Annotated in this window: 2 protein-coding genes and 1 pseudogene; 1 reads left to right on the forward strand and 2 read right to left on the reverse strand. The window is 47.3% G+C overall.

Translation table 11 applies throughout. The annotated features are described in order from the left end of the window. Both M977_RS23760 and M977_RS23765 read right to left on the reverse strand, forming a co-directional pair. Window positions 1-285: pseudogene (locus M977_RS23760) on the reverse strand (toxin YdaT family protein); the annotation flags it as partial. A gap of 10 nt (window positions 286-295) precedes the next feature. Continuing rightward, window positions 296-523 carry a Cro/CI family transcriptional regulator gene (locus tag M977_RS23765; RefSeq protein ID WP_064519630.1) on the reverse strand — a complete coding sequence of 76 codons (228 nt, stop codon included), beginning with the start codon at window positions 521-523 and terminating at the stop codon, window positions 296-298. 78 nt (window positions 524-601) lie between these two features. Between M977_RS23765 and M977_RS23770 the strand changes: the two genes are divergently transcribed. Then, window positions 602-1,009, forward strand: a complete 408-nt coding sequence (locus M977_RS23770) for a helix-turn-helix domain-containing protein (protein WP_064519633.1) — start codon at window positions 602-604, stop codon at window positions 1,007-1,009. Window positions 1,010-1,162 lie beyond the last annotated feature (153 nt).

Here is a 1,162-nt window from a genome sequence, read left to right on the forward strand (position 1 = left end):
TTGCTCGTCTTTCTGTTCCGCTCGTTCTGCATCGATGGCGGCGCGAACTGCCGGTGCCAACAACGCCGCGTGCAGTTGGTGTTTCTTCGAAGTTCCATCGAATGCACGCTGGATGCGCTGCTTGTTGTTATGGACCCGGCGAGCGAATTCATCGCCATCAACCAAGTCATCAAGAGTCTCAAGTAGATCACCCTGCTGATGCCTTGTAATCAGCTCGACAACGTACTTCCAGCCCTTCTTTGCAGCCCATGCTTCAAGCTCAATGTGCAGAGTATTGATTTCCATGAATCAGTCCTTAAACACCCTGGGTGCTAGTCTGTTTTGCAAGCCGCTTGGCCTTGCGGTGCTGGTCGTAAATGTCTTTGTCATAACTAAGAACGCCATCAGAGGCGTCGGCAAGGCGCTGAGCACAACGCTCTGGAACAAGTTCCTTCCATTGACTTACCGCGGACGGATCAATACCCGCTATCGCTGCGACGCGGGTATTAGTACCGAAATGATTAATTGCTGCCGACTTCAACATTGCCTTCTCCAAACCTGAGTTTTCTCAATGATAGTCACGCAAGGAAACTCAGGTCAAGAAATATTAAGATATCTAAATATGAATGAAATGACGTTAGGCCAAAGAATTAGACAGCGGCGCAAGGATATCGGCTTAAGCCAAAGCAAGCTGAGCAAAGCTGCTGGCGTTTCTGACTCTTCAATTTCGCTGTGGGAAAGTGATACTACCGCCCCGCGTGGCGAGAACCTGCATAAACTGGCATCAGTGCTGCAGTGCTCCCCGACTTGGATCTTGTTTGGTGATGAAGATAAGGCGCCCGGCGAACCTGTAGCACAGGATGAGCAATTGCAAATATCGGACGAGGAACGGGAACTTCTTCAATTATACCGTTCACTTCCCGAGTCTGAACAACAGGCGCAAATTCAAAATCTTAGAGCGCGAGTGAGCAATTTCAACCGCCTGTTTAACGAACTCCTTGAGGCTAGAAAGCGCTCCAACCAGTCGTAATGCCCCTGAAATAAAATAATTCACTTCACTTTCAATGTGTTGCGATAAAACACACTCCAAACACTGAGTTTTCTCAATAATTTATGTGGACATTTTTTATTGAGAAAACTAAATTATATCCCATCAAACAACCTCACACAGTGATACTCAGTT

Origin of the sequence: Buttiauxella gaviniae ATCC 51604, assembly GCF_001654835.1 — a bacterium.
GTDB classification, from domain to species: Bacteria; Pseudomonadota; Gammaproteobacteria; order Enterobacterales; family Enterobacteriaceae; genus Buttiauxella; species Buttiauxella gaviniae.

Excerpts from the sequence above, each read along its gene's own strand:
- M977_RS23770 (WP_064519633.1), top strand. The coding sequence starts at position 602 with ATGAATGAAATGACGTTAGGCCAAAGAATTAGACAGCGGCGCAAGGAT.
- M977_RS23765 (WP_064519630.1), bottom strand. The coding sequence starts at position 523 with ATGTTGAAGTCGGCAGCAATTAATCATTTCGGTACTAATACCCGCGTC.